The 22,662-nt window shown below is 73.8% G+C and carries 19 protein-coding genes; 12 read left to right on the forward strand and 7 right to left on the reverse strand.

What is annotated here, in order from left to right; translation table 11 throughout:
• Nucleotides 1-22: 22 nt before the first annotated feature.
• Nucleotides 23-853, reverse strand: a complete 831-nt coding sequence (gene nadE, locus ACFXHB_RS14170) for an ammonia-dependent NAD(+) synthetase (protein WP_380574362.1) — start codon at nucleotides 851-853, stop codon at nucleotides 23-25.
• A gap of 372 nt (nucleotides 854-1,225) precedes the next feature.
• Between nadE and ACFXHB_RS14175 the strand changes: the two genes are divergently transcribed.
• A complete protein-coding gene (locus tag ACFXHB_RS14175) occupies nucleotides 1,226-3,031 on the forward strand; it encodes a serine/threonine-protein kinase (protein ID WP_380574363.1) in 1,806 nt (601 codons plus the stop codon).
• Between the two features lie 55 nt (nucleotides 3,032-3,086).
• Here the strand turns inward: ACFXHB_RS14175 and ACFXHB_RS14180 are convergent, their stop codons facing one another.
• From ACFXHB_RS14180 to ACFXHB_RS14190, 3 genes are all read right to left on the reverse strand, one after another.
• Nucleotides 3,087-4,184 carry an LLM class flavin-dependent oxidoreductase gene (locus ACFXHB_RS14180; RefSeq protein ID WP_380574364.1) on the reverse strand — a complete coding sequence of 366 codons (1,098 nt, stop codon included), beginning with the start codon at nucleotides 4,182-4,184 and terminating at the stop codon, nucleotides 3,087-3,089.
• A 456-nt stretch (nucleotides 4,185-4,640) separates the two neighbouring features.
• Nucleotides 4,641-5,663, reverse strand: coding sequence for a glutamine synthetase (gene glnII, locus ACFXHB_RS14185; RefSeq protein WP_380574365.1), 1,023 nt, complete (start codon nucleotides 5,661-5,663; stop codon nucleotides 4,641-4,643).
• Between the two features lie 236 nt (nucleotides 5,664-5,899).
• On the reverse strand, nucleotides 5,900-6,958 hold the full coding sequence (locus ACFXHB_RS14190) for an SCO1860 family LAETG-anchored protein (RefSeq protein WP_380574366.1): 1,059 nt from the start codon (nucleotides 6,956-6,958) through the stop codon (nucleotides 5,900-5,902).
• 552 nt (nucleotides 6,959-7,510) lie between these two features.
• On the opposite strand from ACFXHB_RS14190, the gene ACFXHB_RS14195 reads away from it, so the two are divergent.
• Nucleotides 7,511-9,031: an MFS transporter gene (locus tag ACFXHB_RS14195; protein WP_380574368.1), complete on the forward strand. Its 1,521-nt coding sequence runs from the start codon at nucleotides 7,511-7,513 to the stop codon at nucleotides 9,029-9,031.
• A gap of 138 nt (nucleotides 9,032-9,169) precedes the next feature.
• Here ACFXHB_RS14195 and ACFXHB_RS14200 read toward each other — a convergent pair whose 3' ends face one another.
• Nucleotides 9,170-9,847: a uracil-DNA glycosylase gene (locus ACFXHB_RS14200; RefSeq protein WP_380574370.1), complete on the reverse strand. Its 678-nt coding sequence runs from the start codon at nucleotides 9,845-9,847 to the stop codon at nucleotides 9,170-9,172.
• 115 nt (nucleotides 9,848-9,962) lie between these two features.
• Nucleotides 9,963-11,054, reverse strand: a complete 1,092-nt coding sequence (locus ACFXHB_RS14205; protein ID WP_380574372.1) for an amidohydrolase family protein — start codon at nucleotides 11,052-11,054, stop codon at nucleotides 9,963-9,965.
• Between the two features lie 294 nt (nucleotides 11,055-11,348).
• Here ACFXHB_RS14205 and ACFXHB_RS14210 point away from each other — a divergent pair, with 294 nt between their 5' ends.
• Nucleotides 11,349-12,449 (forward strand): pyridoxal-phosphate-dependent aminotransferase family protein, encoded by a 1,101-nt coding sequence (locus ACFXHB_RS14210; protein WP_380574373.1) that lies wholly within the window; start codon nucleotides 11,349-11,351, stop codon nucleotides 12,447-12,449.
• A 213-nt stretch (nucleotides 12,450-12,662) separates the two neighbouring features.
• Nucleotides 12,663-14,270, forward strand: a complete 1,608-nt coding sequence (locus ACFXHB_RS14215; protein ID WP_380574375.1) for a TauD/TfdA family dioxygenase — start codon at nucleotides 12,663-12,665, stop codon at nucleotides 14,268-14,270.
• 135 nt (nucleotides 14,271-14,405) lie between these two features.
• Here ACFXHB_RS14215 and ACFXHB_RS14220 read toward each other — a convergent pair whose 3' ends face one another.
• The gene (locus tag ACFXHB_RS14220) at nucleotides 14,406-15,215 is read right to left on the reverse strand and encodes a GntR family transcriptional regulator (protein WP_380574390.1); all 810 of its coding nucleotides are present in this window, start codon (nucleotides 15,213-15,215) and stop codon (nucleotides 14,406-14,408) included.
• A gap of 342 nt (nucleotides 15,216-15,557) precedes the next feature.
• Between ACFXHB_RS14220 and ACFXHB_RS14225 the strand changes: the two genes are divergently transcribed.
• From ACFXHB_RS14225 to ACFXHB_RS14260, 8 genes are all read left to right on the forward strand, one after another.
• On the forward strand, nucleotides 15,558-16,730 hold the full coding sequence (locus ACFXHB_RS14225; RefSeq protein WP_380574376.1) for an ABC transporter substrate-binding protein: 1,173 nt from the start codon (nucleotides 15,558-15,560) through the stop codon (nucleotides 16,728-16,730).
• A gap of 36 nt (nucleotides 16,731-16,766) precedes the next feature.
• Entirely contained in the window at nucleotides 16,767-17,735 is a 969-nt protein-coding gene (locus ACFXHB_RS14230) for an ABC transporter permease (protein ID WP_380574377.1), read from the forward strand.
• A complete protein-coding gene (locus tag ACFXHB_RS14235) occupies nucleotides 17,723-18,571 on the forward strand; it encodes an ABC transporter permease (protein ID WP_380574378.1) in 849 nt (282 codons plus the stop codon). The genes ACFXHB_RS14230 and ACFXHB_RS14235 overlap by 13 nt, the downstream gene beginning before the upstream one ends.
• Nucleotides 18,572-18,593: 22 nt before the next feature.
• A complete protein-coding gene (locus ACFXHB_RS14240) occupies nucleotides 18,594-19,679 on the forward strand; it encodes an ABC transporter ATP-binding protein (RefSeq protein ID WP_380574379.1) in 1,086 nt (361 codons plus the stop codon).
• Nucleotides 19,680-19,723: 44 nt separating this feature from the next.
• A complete protein-coding gene (locus ACFXHB_RS14245) occupies nucleotides 19,724-20,443 on the forward strand; it encodes an HAD family hydrolase (protein WP_380574380.1) in 720 nt (239 codons plus the stop codon).
• A 6-nt stretch (nucleotides 20,444-20,449) separates the two neighbouring features.
• On the forward strand, nucleotides 20,450-20,770 hold the full coding sequence (locus ACFXHB_RS14250; protein ID WP_380574381.1) for a DMT family transporter: 321 nt from the start codon (nucleotides 20,450-20,452) through the stop codon (nucleotides 20,768-20,770).
• 268 nt (nucleotides 20,771-21,038) lie between these two features.
• A complete protein-coding gene (locus tag ACFXHB_RS14255) occupies nucleotides 21,039-22,457 on the forward strand; it encodes an endonuclease/exonuclease/phosphatase family protein (protein WP_380574382.1) in 1,419 nt (472 codons plus the stop codon).
• Nucleotides 22,458-22,470: 13 nt separating this feature from the next.
• On the forward strand, nucleotides 22,471-22,662 hold a 192-nt coding region (locus ACFXHB_RS14260), incomplete at its 3' end, for an alkaline phosphatase family protein (protein ID WP_380574383.1).

Consider the following 22,662-nt stretch of genomic DNA (forward strand, 5'->3'; position numbering starts at 1 on the left):
AACGAGGTGTGGCCGACGCACCCTACGGCGCGATGGGCAGGCGGCGCTTGTGGTCGGTGAGGCGGTAGCGGCGGACGATCGTGTCGAAGGCCTGCTCGCCGACCGGCTTGCCCTCCAGGAAGTCGTCGATCTCGTCGTAGGTGACCCCGAGCGCGTCCTCGTCGGCCTTGCCCGGCGTCAGGGTCTCCAGGTCGGCGGTCGGGACCTTCCACACCAGCTCGGCGGGCGCTCCCAGGGTGTCCGCGACGGCGCGCACCCGGCGCTTGGTGAGGCCGGTCAGCGGGACGAGGTCGGCGGCGCCGTCGCCGAACTTGGTGAAGAAGCCGGAGACCGCCTCGGCCGCGTGGTCGGTGCCGACCACCAGGCCGTCGTGGGCGCCGGCCACCGCGTACTGGGCGATCATGCGCTGGCGGGCCTTGATGTTGCCGTGCACGAAGTCCTGGTGGCCGGCGTCGCGGAAGGCCACGTCGGCGGCGACGGCGGCATCGAGCGCGGCGTCGCTCGCGGGCTTGATGTCGACGGTCAGCAGGTGGTCCGGCCGGATGAAGGAGAGCGCGAGCTGGGCGTCGTGCTCGTCGGCCTGGACCCCGTAGGGCAGCCGCATCGCGTAGAACCGGGCCTCGTGACCGGCGGCGCGGGCCCGCTCGACCGCGAGCTGGCAGAGCCGGCCGGCGGTGGTGGAGTCGACACCGCCGCTGATGCCCAGCACCAGGGCGCGCAGACCGGTGGAGGTCAGCCGCTCGGCGAGGAACGCCACCCGGCGCTCGATCTCCCGCGCGGCCTCGAAGGTCTCGGCGACCTCCAGCTCCCGGGCGATCTCCTGCTGCAGGGCGATGGACGCCGGCACGCTCACGTCTGCTCCTTGGTCGGGTTCACGATGTGCTGTCGCACCCACCCTACTCAGCCCCGATGCCCGCCGGACGACCCCTCCGGCCCTCCCGGCGCCACCCGTCGCCGGAGGACCCCGGCGGCACCCCGACCGGACCGCGCCGCCGTCGCCGCCGGTGCGCCGTCCGTCGTTCGCACGCCCACCCGCTGACGATCCGTCGGGAGTGATCCGTAGCATGGGCGGGCACGCGGCCGGGGGGCTCGGTGTCCTCTGGCAGACTGTGCGGCCGGTGAGCCCGTTGGACCGGGCATGACACGTGGGGGCGAGGGGCATGAGCAGCCGGGGGACCGTGCTCGGGGGGCGCTACACGCTGACCGAGCGGATCGGCGACGGGGCATGGGCGCCGTCTGGCGCGCCGACGACGGGGTGCTCGCGCGGCAGGTCGCCGTGAAGATCCTGCACCCGGGGCTGGTCGAGGACGGTACCTTCGCCAAGCGCTTCCGGCGCGAGGCCCAGCTGCTCGCCGCGCTGAAGCACCCCGGCATCGTGGACGTCCACGACTACGGCGAGAACGGCCGGGACGGCGAGGACGACGAGGACGACGAGAGCGGCGAGGACAGCCGGGACGACCGGGTCGCCTACATCGTCATGGAGCTGGTCGACGGGCAGCCGCTGGACAAGGTGCTCGCCGGGAGCGGGCCGATGCCGCCCGCGCGGGCGCTGGGGCTGCTCGCCGCCGCGCTGGACGCCCTGCACGCCGCCCACCGGCAGGACATCGTGCACCGCGACGTCAAACCGTCCAACCTGATGGTCCGGCCCGACGACCGGGTGACGGTGACCGATTTCGGCATCGCGCGGGCCGTGGCGAGCACCAGGATCACCGCCTCCCACGCGGTGATCGGGACGGCCCTCTACATGGCCCCCGAGCAGGCCGAGGGCCAAGCCGTCACACCGGCCTCGGACCTCTACTCGATCGGCGTGGTCGGCTACGAACTCCTCACCGGGCACCCGCCGTTCGTCGGCGAGAGCGTGCTGGAGGTGGCCCTCAAACACATCCGGGAGCCCGCGCCGGAGCTGCCGGCGGCCCTGCCCGAGGCGGTCCGCGGGCTGATCGCCACCGCGCTGGCCAAGAAGCCCGCGGACCGCTTCGCCGACGCCGCGGCGATGGCGGCGGCGGCCCGGGCGGCGATCGGCGCCGCACCCGACGCCCCGGCGCTCCCGGCGACGCCCGCGACTCCCGGGGTACCGGCGGTACCCGCCGGGCAGGCGGGCGAGGTCGGCAAGGTGGAGTCCCGCGCCGCCACCGAGACCGGCACGCGCCGGCCGCGACGCGGCTTCCTCGTCCCGATCGTCATACCGGTGATCATCACGGCGGGCACCGCGACCGTCCTGCTGATCGACCGCACCCCGTTCAGCTCCGAGGCGAAGACACCCGGGGCGCAGCCGGCCGTCACCGTCTCCGCCCCGGCGGGCACCGGTGCCCCGGCACCGACGGCCGGGACCCCGACGCCCCCGCCTGCGACGACTCCGCCCTCGACCGGCGCGGCGCCGACCACCCCCGGGCCCGCCACCCAGCAGCCGGTCCACCCGGCCGCCGGCACCCAGCCCGCCGGTACCGTGCCCACCACCGGTACCGGCGGTGGCGGCACTCCGCCGCGTGGGGGCGGCGCGACCCAGCCTCCGGCCAACGTGCCGGCCCCGCCGGCCGGCACCCCCGCACCCGCGGCCGGTACGCAGCCGGGTACCCAGCCCGGCGCCCAGCCCGCGGCCACCACCGCGGCGCCGCAGCCGCCCGCCACGCCCCCGGGCTGCGGCGGCACCAACTGGGGCGCCATCGTCAACGTGGCCTCCGGCCTCAAGCTCGGCCTGTCCAAGGACAGTCCGGCGGGCGGCCAGGCCGTGATCATGGGCGGGACGACCGCCTACGGCTGGGTGCACACCGTCCCGAGCAGCTGGCACCAGTTCAACCCGTGCAACCTCAGCGGCCCGCCCCTCGTCCAGGAGACGGACGGGCGGGTGTCGCTCTCGGGCGGCTTCAGCTTCCTCACCAACTGGAAGGTCACCGCAGCGAGCACGCCGGGCGCCTTCTCGCTCGCCGACCACATGGGCTACACCTGCCTGACCGACAACGGCGCGGGCAACCAGGTCACCATGGTCACCTGCACGCCCGGCAACAAGTCGCAGGAGTTCCGGATCCCCTGACCGACGCCGCGCGCCGGGCCACGGCGCCGCCCGGCGTCGGCGCCGGCGCCGGAGGCTACGGCCGGTGCCAGAGGTTGCGGGCGGCGAGCAGCGGCAGGACGCCCTCCCCGAACCAGTAGGCCTCCTCCAGGTGCGGTATCCCGGAGAGCACGAACTCGTCGACACCCAGCTCGTGGTACTCGGTGATGAGGTCCGCGACCTCCCGGTGACTGCCGACCAGGGCCGTCCCCGCACCGCCCCGCAGCAGGCCGATACCGGCCCAGAGCCCGGGGTGGATCTCCAGCCGCTCGGCCGAGCCGCCGTGCAGCGCGAGCATCCGGCGCTGGCCCTCCGACTCGCTCCGGCCGAGGGCCCGCTGGGTCTCCCGGACCCGGGCCGGGTCCATCGACGCGAGCAGCCGCTCGGTCTCCGCCCAGGCCTGCGCGGAGGTGTCCCGGGTGATCACGTGCAGCCGGATGCCGAAGCGGACCACCCGGCCCTGCGCGGCGGCCAGTTCGCGGATCCAGGCGAGCTTCTCGCGGACCTGCGCGGGCGGCTCCCCCCAGGTCAGGTAGACGTCGGCGTACCGGGCGGCGACATCGCCCGCCGCCGGGGAGGAGCCGCCGAAGTACACCGGCGGCACCGGATCCGGCAGCCGGTTCAAGGTGGCCTGCTCGACCCGCAGATGGACGCCGTCGTGGTCGACGGTCTCCCCCGCCCAGAGCCGGCGGGTGATGGACAGGAACTCCCCCGTCCTGGCGTAGCGGGCGTCCTTGTCCAGGAAGTCCCCGTACGCGCGCTGCTCGGCCGACTCGCCGCCGGTCACCACGTTGAGCAACAGCCGCCCGCCGGACTGCCGCTGGTAGGTCGCCGCCATCTGCGCGGCCAGGGTCGGGCTGATCTGTCCGGGCCGGAACGCCACCAGGTACTTCAGCCGCTCGGTCACCTGGGTCAGCATCGCCGTGGTCAGCCAGGCGTCCTCGCACCACGCGCCGGTCGGGGTCAGCGCCCCTTCGAAGCCCAACTGCTCGGCAGTGCGCGCGATCTGGCCCAGGTAGGCGATGCTCGGCGGCCGGTCGGACCCGGCGGTGCCGGGCGTCGAGCCGTGCCCGCCGCCGACGATCTGCCGGCTGTCGCCGTTGGTGGGGAGGAACCAGTGAAAGGTGAGGGACATCGGACGGACACACTCCTGGCGGTGGCTGGCTTGCTGGTGAACCTGGTTCGCGTCAGCAACGACAGCCGGCCGCGCAGACCCGTCCCAGGTCGACGTGCAGCCGTCGTACGAGGAGGAAGCGGGCCGGAGTGGTCATGGACCGATTCTCCGGGAGTTCCGCCCCGCTATCAAGACACCCGCCGCACGGGCCGGTTACCGGAGGCCGGCCCGCAACGGGCCGGTCACAGTGGGCCGGGCGCAGGACGCCGGGCCGCAACGGGCCGGTCACAGCAGCCCTGTCACAGCAGCCCGGACCACGAACGGCCCGGCCGCGGACAGCCCGGGCACAGAGCGGCAGGCCGCGGAGAGCCAGGCCGCAAGGAGCCAAGCCGCCGAACAGCCCGGCCGGGAAAAGGCCGCCGGGCCTCCCCTCGGCAGCTGAGGGAAGGCCCGGCGGATGGTGCGGTGTGGGGCGGCTCAGACGAGGCCGGCCTTCTCCAGCGCGGAGCAGCAGGTGTTGACCAGGAGGCGGGTCACCACGTACGGGTCCACGTTGGCGTTCGGGCGACGGTCCTCGATGTAACCCTTCTGCTCGACCTCGACCTGCCACGGGATGCGGACCGAGGCACCGCGGTTGGAGACGCCGTAGCTGTAGACGTTCCACGGGGCGGTCTCGTGCTTGCCGGTCAGGCGCGACTCGATGTCGGCACCGTACTGGGTGACGTGCTCCAGGACGATCTCCTGCGAGGCGCCGAGCGACTCGCAGGCGGCGATGATCGCGTCGTAGCCCTCGCGCATCGCCTTGGTGGAGAAGTTGGTGTGCGCGCCGGCACCGTTCCAGTCGCCGCGCGCGGGCTTGGCGTCGAGGGTGGCGTCGATGCCGAACTCCTCGGCGGTGCGGTAGAGCAGGTAGCGGGCGACCCACATGTGGTCGGAGGCGGTCAGCGCGTCGACCGGGCCGATCTGGAACTCCCACTGGCCGGGCATGACCTCGGCGTTGATGCCGCAGAGCGCGAGGCCGGCCTCCAGGCAGCGGTCCATGTGCAGCTCGACGATCTCGCGGCCGAAGACCTCCTCGGCGCCGACACCGCAGTAGTAGCCGCCCTGCGGGGCCGGGAAGCCGCCCTCGGGGAAGCCGAGCGGGCGGGAGCCCTTGAAGAAGGTGTACTCCTGCTCGATGCCGAAGATCGACTCCTGAGCGGCGAACTGCTCGGCGATCGGACGCAGCAGCGCACGGGTGTTGCTCTCGTGCGGGGTGCCGTCGATCTCGTTGACCTCGCACAGGACGAGGATGTTGTCGCCGCCGCGGATCGGGTCCGGGAAGGTGGCAACCGGCGCGAGGACGCGGTCCGAGGCGTGACCCTCGGCCTGGCTGGTGGAGGAACCGTCGAAGCCCCAGGTGGGAATCTTGTCCGCGTTGGCCAGGATCCGAGTCTTGGAGCGGAGCTTGGCGGTCGGCTTCGTGCCGTCGATCCAGATGTACTCGGCCTTGATTGCCACGGCGGTGAACCTCGCAAACTGAGTGGTGGGTGCCCGCGTAGCGTCGCAAGCCGCCGTTTCCCGGTTGTTCCTCCTATGTAACACCCAGGTGAACCAACCGTCCGCGTTGGCACGGTCACGGTACGGGAGTGCCGCCCTCGGCACTCCCGTAGCGCGGGGCGGCTCGCCGGGTGTCACCCCCGCCTCACCACCCCGGCGCCGCCGCACCCCCGCCGCATCCCCGCCCCGCCCCCGCCTCAGCGCCGACGGCCGTGCGCGGCCCGGCGGCGGGTGGCCCGGAGGGCAAGGCCGCCGGCCACCACCAGGGCGGCGGCGCCGGCGGCGAGCGGGCCGGTGCTGTCGCTGCCGCCGGTGGCGGCGAGGCTGCCGCCGGTTCCGGACGCGCTCGCGGTGGCGGCCTGCGGGCGGGCGCCCCGGCCGGCCGCCGCGGTGGTCGCGTCGACGGCCGGCTGGACGGCGGCCGGGGTGGCGACGGGCACGGTGGCGAGCGTCGTCGGCGCGACCGAGGCGATCGGGGCGGCCGGCGCGCCCGGCTTCTCGCAGCTCACCGAGGCGACGGTGACCTTCCCGGTCACCTTGGCGACGTTGAGGTTCAGCGGGTTCACCTCGATCTGCACCTCCAGGGCCGAGGCGGCGGCCGTCGTCGTGGTGGTGCTCCGCTTGGAGAACTCCACCGAGACGCTGCCGACCAGCGGCACGTCGACATGGGTCGGCCCGTACAGGCTGAGGGTGACCGGCTTGCCGAGGACGGTGAGCCGGGCAGGTGCGGTGACGTCGGCGGTGGGCGGCCCGTCGACCGGACAGGTGACCGCCGAGCTGAGCGCCTCCAGACCGAGCAAGGTGGTGGCCGGCAGACCGGGCGCGTGCACGTCGGCGTTGACCAGCTTGACCGAGGCGGAGGTGCCCTTGGCGTCGGACTTCGTCACCGAGGTGCCGACGTCCGCCTTGACCAGGGTGACCGGGCCCTGCTGATCGACACCGTCGACCTTGGCCGTCAGCACCGAGCCCTCGCGCTGCGCCGGGGTCTCGACCTTGTTGAGCGCGAGGTTCACCGGGACATCGACCGCCTTGTTCAGCAGCGTGACGTCCAGATCGAGCTCGGCGGTGACGGCGCGCGCCTTGCCGGCCGTCGCGGCGGCGGACGCCGGAGCAGCGGGCGCTCCGGTCACGGCGGGCGCGCCGGCCGCGGGCGTCGGGCCGGTCGCACCGGCCGTCGGTGCCACGGCCAGCACCGTCGCCAGCGCGGCGGCGGCGACGGACACGGAGACGGCGGACACGGGACGGGACGAAGACATGGCGGTACCCCCACAGGTGGTGATCTCGGTGGAGCGCGCCTCCGACATCACCCGCAGGGCGGGGCAAGGGGCCGCTGCTCCGAACGACGAGCCGCCAGTCTTCTCGAACAGTGCGTCACATGAGCCACACAGAACGTCATTTCACTCGTTCGGGTGAGATTGACGATCCGCGGCGACGAAAAGACGTCCGGAGAGTGCTGGACCGGTGATCGGACGGTCGGCGAGGCACGCGAGCACGCGAGCACGCGAGCACACGAGCACGCGAGCACCCGGGCACCCGAGCACGCGACCGAGCCGGTGACGACCAGCGCCGGTGCGAGCCAGGTGATCTTGTTCGAGCCGGACCGGTCCGAACCGCGCCCACCCCCGGGCCCGCCTGCCCGTCGGGAGGCCCTTGCGGGCCCGGCCGGGGTCTGTGACCGGTCCGGCTCGTTCACCCGGACGGACGACCGACCGCGCGGAGCGGGCGGCCGCTCACGACGATGGCAGCAGCGCTTGGGTGTCCGACGGAGCCACGACGCCTCGCAAGGTCGCCGGACGGGTGGAGTGGACATGGGAACCGAGCCCGACTCCGCGGCGGCACCCGCTCGGGCGGCCACCGGCGTGCTCGCGGCCACCTGCGTCTCCGCCTTCGTCGTCAACGCGAACACCTCCGCGGTCAGCATCCTGCTCCCCGCGATCAGCGAGGACACCGGCGCCTCCCTGGCCACCCTGCAGTGGGCGGTGACCGGGTACTCGCTGGTCGGCGCGGCCGTCATCGTCACCTCCGGTGTCCTGGGCGACATCTTCGGGCGGCGCCGGATCTTCCTCGGCGGACTGCTGCTGTTCGTGGTGTCCTGCGTGCTGATCGCACTGGCGAACGGCGCCGGGCTGGTGATCGCCGGCCGGGCCGTCCAGGGCGCGGCCGGTTCGACGATCCTGGCCTGCGGGCTGAGTCTGCTGTCGGCGGGAATCTCCGGCGAGACGCAGATGCGCTCGGTGTCCCTCTGGGGAGCGGCCTCGGCCGCGGGAGCCGCGGCCGGGCCACTCCTCGGTGGCGTGCTCGTCGACGTGACCGGCTGGCAGGGGCTGTTCTGGATCGACGCGGGTATCGCCGCCGCCTGCGTGCCGCTGACCCTGCGCGCCGTCCACGAATCCCGGGACCCGTCGCGCCCGCGCTCCATCGACATCGCGGGGACGATCCTGGTGGCCGCCGTGCTCGCCCCGCTCGTCTTCGCGGTGACCAAGGGCGCGGACTGGGGCTGGCTCAGCGCTCCGACCCTGGTCTGCCTGGCGGTCTCGGTCGCGTCGCTGGTCGGATTCGTCCTGGTGGAGAACCGTGTCCGCGCCCCGCTGATCGACCTGGCGCTGCTGCGCAACAGGTACCTGGTCGGCTCCAGCGCCGCCATCCTCGTGGTGGCCGGCTGCATCAACGCGATCATGTACGTCTGCAGCCTGTACTTCCAGAACCCCGACGCGCTGGGCATGACTCCGCTCGAAGCGGGTTTCGCCACTCTGCCGGCGGCGGCCGGCATCGTCGTCACCGCCCCCTTGATCACGCCGCTCGTCGACAGGCTGAGCGCCCGGAAGGTGATCGCCGGCGGCTTCGGGATCGCGACCGCCGCGTTCGCGGCACTCGCCTTCGTCCACGCGTCCTGGCAGTACGCGGCCTTCGTCGTCCCGTTGATCGTCCTCGCCGTCGGGATCGGGCTGGCGAACGGCCCTTCCTCCTCGGTGGCCACCGCCTGCGTGACAGAGGACCAGGTCGGCGCAGCCTCCGGGATCTCCAACATGGGGCGCTACGTCGGTGCGGCGGTTCTCACCGCCGTGACCGCGGCCCTCTTCAACTCGGTCCGCCTCCACCAGAACGCCGCCGGCGCGGCGACGGCGGACGCGCTGGCGAGCGGGTTCTCCCGGGCGGCCGTCGGGCTCGCGCTGTTCTGCGCCTTCGGCATCGCCCTGGCGCTGCTGGTCGGAAGGATCCGCCCGCCCGGTCCGCTGCCGGCCGCCCACTACGCCGCCGCCGGCTCCCACACCGTGCCGGCCAGAGCGGTCACCGGGTCGGCCGAGCCTGCGAACGGCGCGGAGTCCTAGCCCCTCGCGGCCCGCTCCGCCGTCGCCCCGGTCTCCCGTCCGAGGGCCCCCGCGCGCCCTGCCCCGGTCACATGACGCCTCGGGTCCGCCCCGGCCCTCAGCGGCACGTCGCCACGAACCGGGCGGGACGGCCGTGTCCTACGGCAGTCGCCAGTCCACCGGCTGCGCGCCCTGCCGCACCAGCAGCTCGTTCGCCCGGCTGAACGGCCGGGACCCGAAGAAGCCGCCGTTCGCCGAGTACGGGCTCGGATGGGCGGACTCGATCGCCGGCACCTCGCCCAGCAGCGGGCGCAGATTGCGGGCGTCACGCCCCCAGAGGATCGCCACCAACGGGCCGCCACGGGCCGCCAGGGCCCGGATCGCCTGCTCGGTGACCTCCTCCCAGCCCTTGCCGCGGTGCGCGGCGGGCTTGCGCGGCGCGGTGGTCAGGGCCCGGTTCAGCAGCAGGACACCCTGCCGCGTCCACGGCGTGAGGTCCCCGTTGGACGGCTGCGGCAGCCCGAGGTCGTTGCCGTACTCCTGGAAGATGTTGATCAGACTGGCCGGGATCGGCCGTACCTCCGGCCCGACCGAGAAGCTGAGCCCGACGGCGTGCCCGGGCGTCGGGTAAGGGTCCTGCCCGACGATCAGCACCCGCACGTCGGCGAGGGGCTGTTGGAAGGCGCGCAGGACGTTCGGCCCCGAGGGCAGGTAGGTGCGGCCGGCGGCCAGCTCGGCGCGGAGGAAGTCGCCCATCGCGGCGACCCGGCCGGTGACCGGCTCCAGCGCGGTGGCCCAGCCGGGCTCGACGATCTCGTTCAGTGGACGCGGTGCCATGGTCACCACCCTATCGGCCTACTCGGACAGGCCGTTCGCCCGGATGATCATCACAACGATCAGCGGGAACGCCACCACCCCACCGCCGCCGCGCTCACCCCCACCACCACCACGCTCACCCCACCGGCTGCCCGCGCAGGACCACCAGCCGCGGGTCCGCGAGCACCCGGACGTCGGCGCGCGGGTCCTCGGCGTACACCACGAAATCGGCCGGCGCCCCCTCCTCCAGGCCCGGACGGCCGAGCCACTGCCGCGCCCCCCAGCTGGCCGCCGACAGCGCCTCGGCGGGGCTGAGCCCGGCCTTCACCAGCTCGGCCACCTCCCCGGCCACCAGCCCGTGGGCCAGCGAGCCGCCCGCGTCCGTCCCGACGAAGATCGGGATGCCGGCGTCGTGCGCGGCCCCGACGGTGTCGTAGCGGCGCTCGTGCAGCCGGCGCATGTGCGCGGCCCAGGCCGGGAACTTGGCCTCGCCGCCGGCCGCGAGGGTCGGGAAGGTGGCGATGTTGACGAGGGTCGGGACGATCGCGACGCCGCGCTCGGCGAAGGCCGGGATCAGCTCCTCGGTCAGCCCGGTGGCGTGCTCGACGCAGTCGATGCCGGCCGCCAGCAGGTCGGGCAGCGACTCGGCGGCGAAGCAGTGCGCGGTGACCCGCGCGCCCTCCTCGTGCGCCGCCGCGATCGCCTCGGCCAGCGCGTCACCGGGCCAGCAGGCGGCGAGGTCGCCGGTGCCGCGGTCGATCCAGTCGCCGACCAGCTTCACCCAGCCGTCCCCGCGCCGGGCCTCGGCCCGGACGTAGGCGGCGAGGTCGCCGGGCTCGATCTCGTGCGCGTAGTTGCGGATGTAACGGCGGGTCCGGGCGATGTGCCGGCCGGCCCGGATGATCCGGGGCAGGTCGTCCCGGTCGTCGATCCACCGGGTGTCGGCGGCCGAGCCGGCGTCGCGGATCAGCAGGGTGCCGGCGTCACGATCGGTGACCGCCTGCTTCTCGCTGGTGGCGGCGTCGACGGCGCCGTGCGCGTCCAGCCCGACGTGGCAGTGCGCGTCCACCAGGCCGGGCAGCACCCAGCCGGTGACCGTACGGACGTCGTCGGCCGCCGCCGGGCGGTCGAAGGCCACCTTGCCGTCCACCACCCAGAGTTCGTCCCGGACGTCCTGCGGCCCGACCAGCACCCGGCCCCTGACGTGCAGCACCGCACCATCGCTCATGGCCCGCACTCTACCGAGCAGGGCCTTCCTTGTAAGCAGGGAGCACGAGTCACGGTAACCGGGAACAAGAGGCGCGGTGAGCACGGAGAAGGAGGTGCGGTGAGCACGGAGAAGCAGGCGCGGCGAGCACGGAGAAGGAGGTGCGGTGAGCACGGAGAAGCAGGCGCGGTGAGCAGCGAGCGGAGGGCGCGACGACCGGCGGGAAGCGGGCCGGGGCGATGAGGCAGACTCGTCCCTGTCCGAACCGCCTCCCGGCACCTCGCCCTACCGTCCACCGAAAGGCCGGCCGCCACCGTGAGCCCCTTCCTCGACCTTCCTCCGCTCAGCGCCGCCACCTTCGCGGCGATCGAGGACCAGGTCGCCGCACTGCTGCACACCACCGCCGATGTGATCGTCACCCAGGGCGAGGCGTTGCTGCCGCTGGAGGCCGCGATCCGCGGCGCCGCGCACCCGGGCTCCACCGCGCTGAACATCGTCACCGGCCCGTACGGCCAGACCTTCGGCAACTGGCTGCGCGACTGCGGGGCGACGGTCGTGGACCTCGCGGTGCCGTTCGACAGCGCGGTCACCGCCGGACAGGTCGCCGAGGCGCTGGCGGCCCACCCGGCGATCGACTTCGTCTCCCTGGTCCACGCCGAGGCCGCCACCGGCAACACCAACCCGGTCGCCGAGATCGCCGGCGTGGTCCGCGAGCACGGCGCCCTGCTGATGCTGGACGCCGTCGCCTCGGTGGCGGCCGAGCCGCTGCTCACGGACGCGTGGGGCGTCGACCTCTGCGTGATCGGCGGGCAGAAGGCGATGGGCGGACCGGCCGGGGTCTCCGCCGTCTCGGTCTCCGGGCGCGCCTGGGAGCGGATCGCCGCCAACCCGGCCGCGCCGCGCCGCTCCTACCTCTCCCTGCTGGACTGGAAGGAGCGCTGGACGGACGCCGGGCGCGCCGTGCTCCCGCACGCCCCCGCCCAGTTGGAGATGCTGGCGCTCGGTGCCTGCCTGGACCGGATCGCCGCGGCCGGCCTGCCCACCGTGATCGCCCGTCACCGCGCCGCCGCGGCGGCGACCCGCGCGGGCGTCCGCGTGCTGGACACGGTCACCCCGTTCGTCCCGGACGACGCCCACGCCGCGCCGGTCGCCACCACCCTGCGCACCCCCGCCGACCTGTCCGCGGCCGGGCTCGCCGCCGAGTTGCTCCGGCTCGACCCGGCCCTCCCGGTCCAGCCCGGCGGTGGCGCACTCGCCGGGTCGATGCTGCGCGTCAACCACTACGGCACGGCGGCCTCGGTGGACACCGTCCGGGCGACCCTCACCGCGCTCGGCAGCGCGCTGGGCACCGACCCGGCGGCCGCCCTGAAGGCGGCGGACACCGCCTGGGAGGCGGCCGCCCACGCCTCTGCGTGAGGCCGGCCGCACCACCCCGCACCGCGCGGCACCACCCGGGCCGGCCGCACCGCCACCCGCGGGACACCGGCCGCCCCATGAACCCCTCGGGACCTTCTGTTCCCGAGGGGTTCATGGTTTCGCCACCCGGAACTCACCGAGGCCCGCGAAGCTCCTCCCAGGCAAAGTTGGCTATACAACTTATCCGCCGATCGCCCCGCCGAGGAGGAGCCCATGACCACCCACCTGCCGCCGTACTGGCTGCGCGACAACTGCCCGTGCGCCGAGTGCCGGGACCAGCGCAACGGGCAGAAGCTGTTCCAGATCACCGACCTGCCGGCCGACCTCGCCGTCGCCGCCCACACCGAGGTCGGCGGTCACCTGGAGGTGCTCTGGTCGGACGGCCACCGGTCGCGCTACCCGCTGGAGTGGCTGGACCGGCAGGCCGACGGCGACGGGCGCACCGAGGCGGACAAGCGGCTCTGGGTCGCGGCCGACTTCCGGCGGGGGATCCCGGAGGCGGCGTGGTCGGCGTACCTGGCGGACCCGGCCGAGCGGGCCGCGGTGCTCGGGGCCGTCCGGAGCTCGGGCTTCGCGGTGCTGCGCGGCGTACCGGCGGTCGAGCGGCAGGTGCTGGAGGTGGCCGGGACCTTCGGGTACGTCCGGGTCACCAACTACGGCGAGCTGTTCGACGTCCGGGTCGAGCCGGACCCGAACAACCTGGCCTTCACCAGCGTCGCGATCGCCCCGCACAGCGACAACCCGTACCGGGACCCGGTGCCCACCCTGCAGCTGCTGCACTGCCTGGAGAACTCCGCGACCGGCGGCGACTCGGGCCTGGTGGACGGCTTCCAGGCGGCCGCGCTGCTGCGCGAGGAGGCGCCCGAGGACTTCGCGGTCCTGGCCCGCACGCCCGTCCCCTTCGTGTTCCGCGACCGCGGCACCGAACTGCGCGCCGACCGGCCGCTGATCGGGGTGGACCCGCTCGGCCGGATCCGCGAGGTGCGGTTCAACAACCGTTCGATCGGCACGCTGCGCGGATCCGCCGCCGAGCTGGAGGCCTTCTACGCCGCCTACCGCCGGTTCGCCGCGATCACCCTGCGGCCCGAGCTCCAGCTGGAGTTCCGGCTGGACCGGGGCGACTGCCTGATCTTCGACAACGTCCGTCTGCTGCACGCCCGGACGGCCTTCGAGCAGGACGGCTCGCGCCACCTCCAGGGCTGCTACGCGGACCTCGACTCGCTCTCCTCCACCCTGGCGGTGCTGGAGCGCCGCGCCGCCGCGCTGGACACCATCGCCGAACTGTTCGCGGGCGAGGGCGCCGGGGAGTACCTGGGCGAGGCGGTCACCATGGCCGAGCACATGCTGCAGGCGGGTGCGCTGGCGCAGGCCGCCGGGGCGGCCCCGGAGCTGGTCGCGGCCGCGCTGCTGCACGACGTCGGGCACTTCTTCGACAAGCACGGCCACGGGGCGCTCCACGGGCGCGATCTGATGCGGGGTCAGGACAACCGGCACAGCGACACCGGCGCCGCCTGGCTGGCGCGGTGGTTCGGCCCGGAGGTCACCGAACCGATCCGGCTGCACGTGGCCGCCAAGCGCTACCTGTGCGCGGTCGAGCCCGGCTACCGCGAGCGGCTCTCGGAGGCCTCGGAGTACACGCTCCAGGTGCAGGGCGGCCCGATGGGCCCCGAGCAGGCGGCCGCCTTCGCGGCCCTGCCCGGCGCGGCCGACGCGGTCGCGGTCCGCCGCTGGGACGAGCAGGCCAAGGACGCCGACGCCGCGACGCCGGGGTTCGAGCACTTCCGCCCGCTGCTGGCCGCCCTGATGGGCGCGGCCGGCTGACCCGGGTCGCACCCGCTTCCGGTGGGGGGCCGCCGGACCGCCCGGCCTCCCACCGCCGGACCGGACCGGGGCCAGTCTCACCCCGGACCGGGGCCAGTCACCACCCCGGACCGGACGCCCGCCACCGACCCGGGGTCAGTCGCCCTCCCGGGCGTGCCGCGAAAGGGCCGACGTCGCCAGCGAGTTGTGCACGCTGAAGGCCACCGTGCCGGGCAGGTAACGGTCCTGGGACCACTCCACCGGCATACCGGTCGGATCGGTGGTCCGGCGCCGCTCGCGCAGCAGCGGGCTGCCCCGGCGGCAGCCGAGCAGCCGGGCGTCCTCCGCGTTGGCGGCGACGATGTCGATGGTGTGGTCGGCGTCGGTGAACAGGATGCCGTGCTCGCGCAGGACTTCGGTGTGCGAGACAACGTCGGGCGGCAACTGGGCCACGATCTCGCCGACCCGCGGCGGGTAGACGGTCCGCTCGACCATCACCGCCGTCCCGGAGAGCGTGCGCAGCCGGACGGTCACGTAGACCTCGGAGCCGGGCTCCAGCCGCAGTTGCTCGCGCTCGGCGGCGTCGGCCGGCCGGCGGACCAGCGAGTCCAGGATGCCCCCGGGCTCCTCCCCCATCGAGTAGGCCCAGTGGGTGAAGCTGAGCAGCTCGGAGAAGCTCTGTACCCGGGCGGTGCCCAGCACCACCCGCCGGGTGCCGCGCCGGGAGGTGACCAGCCCGTCCGACCGCAGCACGGCGAGCGCCTGGCGGACGGTGCCGCGCGAGACCCCGTACTGCTCGGCGAGCGCGCCCTCGGCGGGCAGCCGGCCGGCCTCGCCGAACGCGCCGGTGGTGATCGCCTCGCGCAGGTCGGCGGCGACCTTGCGGTAGAGCGCGCCCGCGGCGCGGTCCTGGCCGGGCGCGGCAGGGGCCGCGGAGGCCGCGGGGCGGTCGGGCTCCAGTGCCACGTCAGTCAAAGTCCCTCCTGGGGCGGTGTCCTGCGCAGCCGTACCGGCCCGGACAGCCCGACCTTATCCCGCTGCGCCTTCGAAGCATCGCACTCGGCCGATCACTCACCGAAGGCCTGATTCGACCGTTCCCGCAGCCGACCCCGGTTCTGGGCCATCCGTTCACCTTCCCGTCATCGGACTCCGGCGTACTTACCCCCGTCAGGCGAAGTTGGCTAGTCAACTCGGACGGTTCCGAACAGCCGGTCGCCCGACCCTCACCTTACGAAGAAGCACCTTCAGCGAGACGCACCCCCGCGAAACGCACCCCTCGCAGTACGCCCCCGATCAGGAGACTGACCCGTGACCGTGCACCGTGCCCGCGCCGCCGCCTTCGCGGCCGTACTGACCGCCGCCGCGCTCTCCCTCACCGCCTGCGGCTCCGCCGGTTCGACCGCCCCGAAGTCCGGTGACGCCGCCAAGGCCGGCGCCAAGGACGCCAAGGACGCCACCTCGCTCGCCGACTTCGGCGGTCTGGACGGCCTCGTCGCCGCCGCCAAGAAGGAGGGCAAGCTGCACGTCATCACGCTGCCCAGGGACTGGGCGAACTACGGCAAGATCATGGACTCGTTCAAGGCCAAGTACGGCATCGAGATCGAGGACGAGAACCCGGACGGCTCCAGCCAGGACGAGATCAACGCGATCACCTCCCGCAAGGGCCAGGACCGCGCCCCCGACGTCGTCGACCTCGGCAGCGCCTTCGCGCTCCAGGCGGTCAAGGACGGCCTGCTCGCCCCCTACAAGGTCGCCACCTTCGACAAGGTGCCGGACACCATGAAGGACGCGAACGGCGCCGCCGTCAACGACTACGGCGGCTACGTCTCCATCGGCTGCGACGCCAAGAAGATCGCCAACTGCCCGAAGACCTTCGCCGACCTGCTCAAGCCCGAGTACAAGGGCCAGGTCGCCCTGAACGGCAACCCGACCAAGTCCGGCTCCGCCTTCGGCGGCGTCTACGCGGCCGCGCTCGCCAACGGCGGCTCGCTGGACAACATCCAGCCCGGCATCGACTTCTTCGGCAAGCTGAAGTCCTCCGGCAACTTCAACCCCGTCGAGTCCACCCCGGCCACCATCGAGAAGGGCGAGACCCCGATCTCGATCGACTGGTCCTACCTGAACGCCGGCTACACCGACGAGTTCAAGGAGAAGGGCGTCGACTGGAAGGTCTCCGTCCCCTCCGACGGCAGCTACGCGCAGTTCTACAACCAGGGCGTCAACAAGTGGGCCCCGCACCCGGCGGCCGCCCGCCTGTGGCAGGAGTACCTCTTCAGCGCCGAGGGCCAGAACCTCTTCCTCGGCGGCTACGCCACCCCCTCCACCTTCGAGGCCCTGAAGAAGGACGGCACCCTGGACACCGCGGCCGCCGCCAAGCTGCCCGTCGTCGAGAAGCCGTTCACCACCTTCCCGACCCAGGACCAGATCGCGGCCGCCAAGAAGGTCGTCACCGAGAACTGGACCAAGGCCATCGCGGGCTGACGACCGACCGCAGAACCGAACGGGCTGATCCCACTCATGACCACGGCTCCCACCCCGGTGCCGACCACCCCCGCCGCCACCGACCTCGGTGGCGGCGCGGGGGCGTCCCGCACCGCCACGACCACCACCACCCCCACCCCCCGCCGGCAGCGCGGGCTCCGCCCGCGCGGCGGCTCCTGGCTCGCCACCGTGCCGCTCTTCCTCTTCTTCGCGATCGGCTTCGGCCTGCCCGCCGTCGCGATCGTGATCGGCGCCTTCACCACCTCCACCGACGCGGAGGGCGGCGGCGGCCAGTTCACCCTGGACAACGTGACCGCCTCCGTCCAGGGCGCCTACTGGACCGCGATGGTCAGCAGCCTCAAGCTCTCCGCGCTGACCGCGCTGCTCTCCACCGTGATCGGCCTGCCGATCGCGCAGGCCGTGGTGACCTCCCGGCACACCTGGCTGCGCCAGGCCGTCCTCACCGCCTCGGGCGTGCTCGCCAACTTCGGCGGGCTGCCGCTCGCCTTCGCGTTCGTCGCCACCCTCGGCAACGCCGGCGAGATCACCAAGCTGCTCCACCTGACGGACCACGGCTGGTCGCTCTACACCTTCACCGGCCTGACCATCGTCTACCTGTACTTCCTCATCCCGCTGATGGTGCTCACCATCACCCCCGCCCTGGACGGCCTGCGGGTGCAGTGGCGCGAGGCGGCCCACAACAACCGGGCCACCACCGTCCAGTACTGGCGCCACGTCGCGCTGCCGATCCTGCTGCCCTCCCTGCTCGGCGGCTTCGTCCTGCTCTTCGGCAGTGCCTTCGCCGCCTACGCCACCGCCGCGGCCATGGTCGGCGCGACCGTGCCGCTGGTCAGCCGCTCGATCGCGGACGCGCTCTCCGGCAACGTGCTGGTCGGCCAGGGCAACCTCGCGCTCGCCCTCAGCCTCAACATGATCGTGGTGGCCGTCCTCGTGATGGCCGTGTACCTCCCCCTCCAGCGCCGGAGTGCCCGATGGCTCAGCTGACCTCCGCCCGCCCCTCCTCGCCGCGCCGCAAGGTGCGCTGGTGGCGCGGCGCCGTCCTGCTGCTCGCGGGCGTCTACTTCGTCGTCCCGCTGGCCGCCGCCGGCTACTTCTCGATCGACGACCCGAAGGGCTACTCCTTCGAGGCGTACACCGGCCTGCTCGGCGCCCCCGGCTTCCTGGACAGCCTGTGGCTCACCCTGCAGCTCGCCGTCGTCACCGTCCTGGTGCTGCTGCTCCTGCTGGTACCGGCGCTGATCGCGGTACGGCTCGGCTCGCCGAAACTGCGCCCGGTGATCGACGTGCTCTGCACCCTGCCGCTGGTCGTCCCGCCGGTCGCGCTGACCGCGGGCATGATCGGGGTGCTCCGCTGGGGCCCGGACTACCTGATGGACACGCCGTTCTTCCAGACCTTCGTGTTCATCCAGGACCCGGACTTCCCGCTGGTCCTGGTCATCGCCTACGTCCTGATGGCGCTGCCGCTCGCCTACCGGGCGATCGACGCCGGCCTGCGGGCGGTGGACCTGCGCACCCTGGTCGAGGCCGCCCGCAACTGCGGCGCGAGCTGGCCGCGCGCGGTGTTCACCGTCGTGCTGCCCAACCTGCGCGGCGCCCTGCTGAACGCCTCCTTCCTCACCCTGGCCCTGGTCCTCGGCGAGTTCACCGCCGCCTCGATCCTCGGCTACCAGCCCTTCCCGGTGTGGATCTACTCGGTCGGCAACAGCCAGGCCCACATGTCGGTCGCGGTCTCCATCCTGAGCCTGCTGATCACCTGGCTGCTGCTGCTCCTGCTGGCCACCGTCGGCCGCGAGCGCCGCCACAAGCCCACCACTTCCTGAAGCCTCCCGGAGCGTTCCCATCATGACCACGGTTACCGCCCCCGTCGCCGGCGTCCCCCTCGCACCCGGCGGCGCGACCGTCGAATTCCGCACCCTGCGCCGCTCGTTCGGCACCACCACCGCCCTGGACGGCCTCGACCTGACCGTCCACCCCGGTGAGCTCCTCGCCCTGCTCGGCCCGTCCGGCTGCGGCAAGACGACCGCGCTGCGCATCCTGGCCGGCTTCGAGCAGCACGACTCCGGCCAGGTCCTGGTGGACGGCGAGGACATCACCCGGATCCCCGCCCACCGGCGCGACGCGGGCATGGTGTTCCAGTCCTACAGCCTCTTCCCGCACCTGACCGCCGCCGACAACGTCGCCTTCGGGATGCGGATGCGCGGCACCGGTAAGGCCGAGCGCCGCAAGCGCGCCCAGGAGCTGCTGGAGCTGGTCGGCCTGCCGCAGCACGCCGACCGCTACCCGCACCAGATGTCCGGCGGCCAGCAGCAGCGCATCGCGCTCGCCCGCGCGCTCGCCCTGCGGCCGCGCGTGCTGCTGCTCGACGAGCCGCTCTCCGCCCTGGACGCCAAGGTCCGCCTCTCGCTGCGCGAGGAGATCCGCCGCCTCCAGCAGGAGTTGGGGATCACCACCCTGTTCGTCACCCACGACCAGGAGGAGGCGCTCTCGATGGCCGACCGGGTCGCCGTGCTGCGCGCGGGCCGGCTGGAGCAGTGCGCCACGCCGTCCGAGCTGTACGCCCGCCCGGCCACCGCCTTCGTCGCCGAGTTCGTCGGCACCATGAGCCGCATCCCGTGCACCCGCACCTCGGACGGCGTCGAGGTGCTCGGCCGCCGCCACGCGGTGGACGGCGTCGTGCCCGCCGACGGCGAGCTGGAGGTGCTGGTCCGGCCGGAGAACGTCGCGCTGACCCCCGCCGCCGACGGCCCGGCCCTGGTGGTCGCCGCCTCCTTCCTGGGCGCCGTCACCCGACTGACCGTCCGGCTCGACGACGGCACCGAGGTCAAGGCCGACCTGCCGACCGAGGCCGCCGCCGCCCTGCCGATCGGCTCCCGCGCCGGGCTCGGCCTGCCGGAGCGCCCGGTCCTGGTGGACCGCCGTACTGTCTGACCCGACCCGCTCCACCCTCTATGAGCACCATCGAAGGTACCGCCATGCCTGAATCCGCCCTGCCCGACTCCACCCTGCCCGACTCCGCCGTGCCCCCCGCCACCCGGCCCGCCGCCGTCCTCTTCGACATGGACGGCACCCTGGTCGACACCGAGCACCTCTGGTGGCAGGCCACCGCCGAACTCGCCGACGAGCTGCAGCACGCCCTCACCGACCAGGACGCCCCCGAGGTGCTCGGCCGGGCCATCGAGCACACCGCCGCCCACCTGCACCGGGTCAGCGGCACCTCGCTCAGCGAGGCCGAACTCGCCGACCGCCTCGGCGACTCCTTCGCCGGCAAGGTCGCCGCCGAGACCGTCCCCCGGCCGGGCGCGCTCGCCCTGCTCGCCGAACTCCGGGACGCCCGGGTGCCCACCGCGCTGGTGTCGGCCTCGCCGCGCCGGGTGGTCGACCTCGTCCTCGCCACCATCGGCCGCGACTGGTTCGCCGTCACCCTCGCCGCCGAGGACACCCCGCGCACCAAGCCCGCGCCCGACCCGTACCTCGCCGCCGCCGAGCGGCTGGGCCTGGACCCGGCGGACTGCGTGGCCGTCGAGGACACCCCGACCGGCGTCGCCTCGGCCACCGCCGCGGGCTGCGCGGTGCTCGCCGTCCCGTCCAGCGCCACGCCGATCCCGGACGGCTCCCGGGTCACCCTGCTCGACAGCCTGGAGCACGCCGACGTGGCCCTGCTCGGGAAGCTCACCACCTCGCCCGGGGTTTGATCCCCCGTGCCCTACATACTCCTCGCCCTCGCGATCCTCAGTGAAGTCTGCGCCACCAGCTGTCTGAAGCTGACGGAGGGCTTCAGCAGACTCTGGCCGAGCGTCGGGGTGGGCATCGGCTACGTGCTCTCGTTCTACCTGCTCGGCAAGGCGCTGAAGCACATCCCGGTGTCGGTCGCGTACGCGGTCTGGTCGGGGGCGGGGACGGCGGCGGTCGCCGGCATCGGCGTGGTGGCCTTCGGTGAGTCGCTGGGGCGGCCGCAGTGGCTGGGGCTGGCCCTGGTCGTCGTCGGCGTGGTGGTGCTCAACCTGAGGAGCGGCCACTGACGCACGGCCTCCCGCGGGGCGGGGCCTCGGCCGCGCCGAGGTCCCGCCCCGCTCCGCCGTCGGTCCCACCGGTCCGCCCCCACCTGATCCACCTCCGACGGTTCGCCGACGACGGTTCGCCAACGACCAAGACTCAACGGTGAGTTGGCCAGCCACCCGGCGACCGGTCATGTCTCGTTCACGCCACGTACGTCGCCCTTCGGGTCAATAGGGCGTCCAGTTGTCCAGCCAACTCGACGCCGCTCCCACCCCGACCCGAAGGACCCCCGTGGCCGCAGGAAGCACCCTCACTCTCGCCTCGCCCACCAACCCGGCCGAAGGCGACAAGCTCACCTTCCACTGGACCACCACCGCCGCCGACGCCAAGAACTGGGTCGGCGTCTACGACGGCACCCGCCAGCCAGGCACCGGCAGTTCGCTGGTCTGGAAGTACACCCCCGGCACCTCCGGCGACATCCAGCTCGACACCTCGGCGCTCACCGGCGGCCCGTACACCGCCTATCTGCTCGCCAAGGACGGCTACGGCATCCTCGCCCAGACGGCACCGTTCAGTTTCCGTCCGAAGCCCGCGCCCGTCCGCCCGCACCTCGCCGTGGACGCGCTCACCGCCACCGCCGTGGCGCCCGGCGGTGCCGTCTCCGTCAAGCTCGGCGGGCTCTGGTGCCGCCCGGCCGGCGTCCCGGCCTTCCGCAAGGTGAGCGGTCCCTCCTGGCTCGCCGTCGCCGCCGACGGCACCGTGACCGGTACCGCGCCCGCGAGCACCGGCGACGTCCAGCTCCTCGTCGGCGTCAAGGACACCGGCGGCGTCTCCGACGCCCTCACCCTCACCGTCCCCGTCGTCGACCCGGCCGCCCCACCGCGGCTCAAGACCGCCTCCTGGAACCTCGCCAACGCCGGCGCGGCCTTCACCGACGCGCTGGAGAAGCAGCTGCGGGTGGTGCTCACCCAGGGGCTGGACGTGCTGGCGCTCCAGGAGACCGCCGGCAGCGGCGCGCAGACCCTGGCCACCGCGCTGGGCTGGTACGCGTACCAGAGCGCGGGCAGCGTCGGCGTGCTCAGCCGCTACCCGCTGACCGCCGTCACGGCCACCACCGCCGCGCTGCCCGCCGCCGGCGTCACCGTCCAGCTCCCGGGCGGCCGGAGCGTGCGGCTCTGGGCCGCGCACCTGGACGAGGCGAACTACGGCCCGTACGCGGCGCAGGACGGCCAGAGCGCGGCGCAGATCACCGCCACCGAGAACGCCTCCGTCCGGCTCCAGCAGGCCAAGGCCCTGGCCACCGCCGTCCGGGCCGACCTCACCGCCGGGCTCCCGGTCGTCCTCGGCGCCGACCTCGCCTCGCCGTCCCACCTGGACTGGACGGCGGCCACCGCCGACCGACACAGCGGCCTCGGCCCGCTCGACTGGCCGGTCACGGTGGCGCTCCAGGGCGCCGGACTGACCGACTCCTACCGCGCCGCCCACCCGGACCCGTCGGCCTCCCCCGGCACCACCTGGTCGCCGACCCGCAAGCAGCGCGCCGCCAAGCCCGAGCCCCAGGACCGCATCGCCGCCGTGCACTTCGCCGGCCCGCTCACCCCGGTCGAGGCCCACACCCTGGTGACCGGCTGGCCCCAGCCGGACCCGACGGCCGCCGACAACGGCTGGCCCTCGGACTGCGCCGCCGCCGTCGCCACCTTCCAGCTCTGAGAGGCCGCTCCCGATGACCGCACTTTCCCGCCGCACCTTCGTCGGCGCCACCGCGGCCGCCGGCGCCGCCGCGCTCACCGGCCTCCCCGCCACCACCGCGCAGGCCGCCGCCACCGGCAGCATCGCCGACGTCAAGCACGTCGTGGTGCTGATGCAGGAGAACCGCAGCTTCGACCACTACTTCGGCACCCTGAACGGCGTGCGC

The sequence above is a fragment of the Kitasatospora sp. NPDC059327 genome (assembly GCF_042752535.1).
Classification (GTDB): Bacteria; Actinomycetota; Actinomycetes; order Streptomycetales; family Streptomycetaceae; genus Kitasatospora.

Bases quoted from the DNA above. Each gene is read 5' to 3' on its own strand.
- ACFXHB_RS14235 (WP_380574378.1), top strand. From the start codon at position 17,723: ATGGCTCAGCTGACCTCCGCCCGCCCCTCCTCGCCGCGCCGCAAGGTG.
- ACFXHB_RS14180 (WP_380574364.1), bottom strand. From the start codon at position 4,184: ATGTCCCTCACCTTTCACTGGTTCCTCCCCACCAACGGCGACAGCCGG.
- ACFXHB_RS14190 (WP_380574366.1), bottom strand. From the start codon at position 6,958: ATGTCTTCGTCCCGTCCCGTGTCCGCCGTCTCCGTGTCCGTCGCCGCC.
- ACFXHB_RS14175 (WP_380574363.1), top strand. From the start codon at position 1,226: ATGGGCGCCGTCTGGCGCGCCGACGACGGGGTGCTCGCGCGGCAGGTC.
- ACFXHB_RS14245 (WP_380574380.1), top strand. From the start codon at position 19,724: ATGCCTGAATCCGCCCTGCCCGACTCCACCCTGCCCGACTCCGCCGTG.
- ACFXHB_RS14200 (WP_380574370.1), bottom strand. From the start codon at position 9,847: ATGGCACCGCGTCCACTGAACGAGATCGTCGAGCCCGGCTGGGCCACC.
- ACFXHB_RS14195 (WP_380574368.1), top strand. From the start codon at position 7,511: ATGGGAACCGAGCCCGACTCCGCGGCGGCACCCGCTCGGGCGGCCACC.
- ACFXHB_RS14215 (WP_380574375.1), top strand. From the start codon at position 12,663: ATGACCACCCACCTGCCGCCGTACTGGCTGCGCGACAACTGCCCGTGC.
- ACFXHB_RS14205 (WP_380574372.1), bottom strand. From the start codon at position 11,054: ATGAGCGATGGTGCGGTGCTGCACGTCAGGGGCCGGGTGCTGGTCGGG.
- ACFXHB_RS14240 (WP_380574379.1), top strand. From the start codon at position 18,594: ATGACCACGGTTACCGCCCCCGTCGCCGGCGTCCCCCTCGCACCCGGC.
- ACFXHB_RS14230 (WP_380574377.1), top strand. From the start codon at position 16,767: ATGACCACGGCTCCCACCCCGGTGCCGACCACCCCCGCCGCCACCGAC.